Below are 3,310 nucleotides of genomic sequence, written 5' to 3' on the forward strand. Positions count from 1 at the left end.
GAGCAGCTGATGGGCGTCGTCGAACTCGACGGCACCGGCAAGGGCTGGCTTGCCCCCGTGGACAAGCGTGTGCGCAATGCCGTGCCGATTTCCGATCTTGGCGGTGCGGAAAAAGGCCAACTTGTCCTTGCTGAACCCGCCGGGCGCTCTCCCCGGTCCGGCATGAAAGTCGTCGCCGTACTGGGCGATCCGCTCGCCCCGCGCGCCTTCAGCCTTATCGCCATTCACAAGCACGGCATTCCCTTCGTATTTCCTGAAGGCGCGATTGCCGAAGCCGATCTGGCCGCAAAACTTCCCCTCAGCGAAGACACCCGCGAAGATCTACGCCATCTCCCCATCGTCGCTATCGACCCCGCCGACGCGCGCGATCACGACGATGCGATCTGGGCCGAACCCGATGAGGAAGGTGGCTTCAACGCCGTCGTCGCCATCGCCGACGTCAGCTTTTACGTGCGTACCGGCGGCCAGACGGACCGTGAAGCCCGCAAACGCGGCAACTCGGTCTACTTCCCCGATCGCGTTGTGCCGATGCTGCCCGAAGTCCTCTCGGCAGATGTGTGTTCGCTCAAATCGGGCGCAGACCGCGCAGCAATGGCCTGCCACATGCACATCGACAGCTCCGGCCACATCCGCAATTGGCGCTTCACCCGCGCCATCGTCCGCATTGCCGAAGTCATCGCCTACGAGGAAGCGCAGCGCCGGATTGATGAGGCCGCTTCTGAAGCCCCCGCCCCTTCAGGGGAGGGGGTTGGGGGTGGGGGGTCTCACACGCAGGTCGAAACCAAAGTCCTTCAAAACCTCTGGTCCGCATGGCGCTTGCTCGAAAAGGCCCGCCACGCCCGCGATCCGCTGAACCTCGAACTTCCCGAACGCCGCGTCATTCTCGACAGCCAGGGCAAGATCGCGGAAATCGCCATCCGCGAACGGCTCGATGCGCATCGCGTGGTCGAAGACTTCATGATCGCTGCCAACGTCGCCGCGGCAAAGGCGCTCGAAGCCAAAGTCGCCCCCGTGGTCTATCGCATCCACGAAGCACCAAGCCGCGAAAAGCTGACTGCGCTGAAAGACTACCTCGCCACCTTCGATCGCAAGTTATCGCTGGGTCAGGTGATCACGCCATCGCTGTTCAACCGTATGCTGAAAGACATTGCGGACGAGGCGGAAAAAGCGCTGATCATGGAAGCGGTGCTGCGCAGCCAGACGCAAGCCTATTATGGGCCGCGCAACGCCGGGCACTTCGGTCTTGCGCTCGGCTCCTATGCCCATTTCACGTCACCAATCCGTCGCTATTCGGATTTGCTTGTCCATCGCGCGCTGGTCGATGCCTATGGGCTTGAACAGCCCCGTCCGAAAACCGAACTGCCCGCCACCTCCGGCCTTTCAGACCGGGATCGCGGTGATCTCGCGCGCGTGTCCGAAGCGATCAGCAATGCCGAACGCCGCGCGATGGAAGCAGAACGCGATACCATTGACCGGTATGTGGCGGCATGGCTTTCGGGCAAAGTCGGCGAAGTCTTCGATACGCGGGTGACCGGCGTTCAGAAGTTCGGCCTGTTTGCTACGATTATCGGCCTTGGCGGTGATGGCCTCGTGCCTGTTTCCACACTGGGGGCAGAGCGCTTCAATTACGATGAAAAGGCCCAGCGCCTGATCGGAGAATTGAGCGGCGAAGAGTTTGCGATGGGCCAAATCCTCAAACTGCGCCTTGCCGAAGCCAATCCGCTGACCGGTGCGCTCAAGTTCGAGCCGGTAGACGTTGCCGAAGGCGTGCAACGGATCGAAAGGCGCGGCGGCAAGATGGACCACAAACCGCGCAAGCAGGGCAAGTTCATCGCCGGAAAACGCGGTCGCCCTTCGAACATCCGCCATCAGGGCCGCAAGAAATAGCGCAAGATTGCTCCCCTCCCGCCTGCGGGAGGGGCACCTTTCTTATCTCCCCTCCCGCAAGCGGGAGGGGCTGGGGGAGGGCATGTTCCCAAAATCACCCAACCCAAATCAGCTAAACCGGTCGATATCCTCGTCCGACATGACACCCGGTACGATCATCAGCGGGCAGGGCAATTGCCCGGCAATGCCCGAAAAGTGCGAGACCAGTGGCCCTGGTGTGCCACCCTCAGCCGCGCCCAGCACCAGCGCCGAAACTTCAGGATGTTCCTCAAGATATTGCCGAACCACTTTCGGCCCATTGCCTTCCTGCACGGAAATCACCGGGTTAAGCCCTGATTCGCTGGCTAGGCTGCCTGCCATGCTCATCGCCAGCACTTCAGCCCGGTCGCGCGTTTCCTGCTCCATCGTGGCCTGAACGCCGCCGAAGGCGACAAATTGTTGCCGGGGCACCAGCGCCAGAATGTGCACCGTGCCGCCCGTGCGCACCGCCCGGCGGGCGGCAAAACGCAACGCGCCGCGTGCTTCGTCGGTCTCGTCCATGATGACCAGATAGATGCGTTGCGCCATTCGGGTGATCCTTCCTCAGGTATCGTATCGGCAAATTCGTATGCGGCGCAAGCGCCAAGCCACTTGACCCGGCGCGCCATGCTGGTGAAATGGGCGGCGGAAAACATGCAGGAGAGGTTTCCGCTACGGCACTCTCTTGCCCGACCTGTCAGGACACGGAAAAACACGCCCATGCCCATCGCGATCAAGATGCCCGCCCTGTCCCCCACAATGGAGGAAGGGACCCTCGCCAAGTGGCTGATCAAGGTGGGCGACAAGGTGTCGTCCGGCGACATCATGGCCGAAATCGAAACCGACAAGGCCACGATGGAATTCGAAGCCGTTGACGAAGGCACGATCGTATCGATCGACGTGGCCGAAGGTTCGGAAGGCGTGAAAGTCGGCACCGTCATCGCGATGATCGCGGGTGAGGACGAAGACGCGAGCGCTCCTGCTGCTGCGCCTGCGCCCAAAGCGGCTGAGCCTGCACCTGCCGCCAAGGCTGAAGCAACCCCGGTTGCGTCTCCAGCTCCCGCAGCGGCCCCTGTTGCTGCTGCCCCTGCGGCAAAGGGTGATCGCGTCATCGCCAGCCCGCTTGCCAAACGTATCGCGGCAGACAAAGGCATCGATCTCGCCGGCGTCGCCGGTTCAGGCCCCAACGGGCGCATCGTTCGTGCCGACGTTGAAGGTGCCAAGCCTGCTCCTTCCGCAGCAGCGGCTCCTGCCGCAGCCCCGGCTGCTGCGCCCACTCCTGTCGCTGCAGCGGTGCCGGATTTCGGCATCCCCTACGAAGCGCAGAAGCTCAACAACGTGCGCAAGACCATCGCGCGCCGCCTGACCGAGGCGAAGCAGACGATCCCGCACATCTACCTCACCG

Annotated in this window: 3 protein-coding genes; 2 read left to right on the forward strand and 1 reads right to left on the reverse strand. The window is 62.7% G+C overall.

The features are described from left to right. A partial coding sequence (locus tag ACOVQ0_RS12515; RefSeq protein ID WP_421884930.1) for a ribonuclease R family protein occupies window positions 1-1,887 on the forward strand: 1,887 nt, incomplete at its 5' end. A gap of 108 nt (window positions 1,888-1,995) precedes the next feature. Here ACOVQ0_RS12515 and ACOVQ0_RS12520 read toward each other — a convergent pair. Then, window positions 1,996-2,454 carry a universal stress protein gene (locus ACOVQ0_RS12520; RefSeq protein ID WP_421884931.1) on the reverse strand — a complete coding sequence of 153 codons (459 nt, stop codon included), beginning with the start codon at window positions 2,452-2,454 and terminating at the stop codon, window positions 1,996-1,998. Between the two features lie 171 nt (window positions 2,455-2,625). Between ACOVQ0_RS12520 and ACOVQ0_RS12525 the strand changes: the two genes are divergently transcribed. Further along, a partial coding sequence (locus tag ACOVQ0_RS12525) for a biotin/lipoyl-containing protein (RefSeq protein ID WP_421884932.1) occupies window positions 2,626-3,310 on the forward strand: 685 nt, incomplete at its 3' end.

It is taken from the genome of Novosphingobium sp., assembly GCF_049240505.1.
Taxonomy (GTDB): domain Bacteria; phylum Pseudomonadota; class Alphaproteobacteria; order Sphingomonadales; family Sphingomonadaceae; genus Novosphingobium.

Coding starts and splice junctions, on each gene's coding strand:
- ACOVQ0_RS12520 (WP_421884931.1), bottom strand. CDS start 2,454: ATGGCGCAACGCATCTATCTGGTCATCATGGACGAGACCGACGAAGCA.